Origin of the sequence: Veillonella caviae, assembly GCF_003992125.1 — a bacterium.
Lineage (GTDB): Bacteria > Bacillota > Negativicutes > Veillonellales > Veillonellaceae > Veillonella > Veillonella caviae.
Map to the genome: position 1 here is coordinate 1 of NZ_RQUY01000055.1, position 328 is coordinate 328.

1 pseudogene is annotated in these 328 nt (G+C 49.1%); it reads right to left on the reverse strand.

From position 1 onward, the window contains the following. Nucleotides 1-328 (reverse strand): annotated as a pseudogene (locus EO120_RS09110) (collagen-like protein); the annotation flags it as partial.

Here is a 328-nt window from a genome sequence, read left to right on the forward strand (position 1 = left end):
TCCATTATCTACAACACCAGCCGTAGCATTTTTACCATCTACGCCGTCTTTACCTGCTGCGCCTGTATCGCCTTTGGCTCCGGTGTCACCTTTTTCACCTTGGATACCTTGTGCGCCAGTATCGCCTTTGGCACCAGTTTCACCTTTTTCGCCTTGGATACCTTGCGCTCCAGTATCGCCTTTGGCTCCCGTGTCACCTTTTTCACCTTGGATACCTTGCGCACCAGTATCGCCTTTGGCACCAGTATCGCCCTTAGCTCCATCTTTTACGGTTGTGCTTGTTTGATTACCATTGCCATCTGTAATCGTAATGGTATGAGTTCCATTT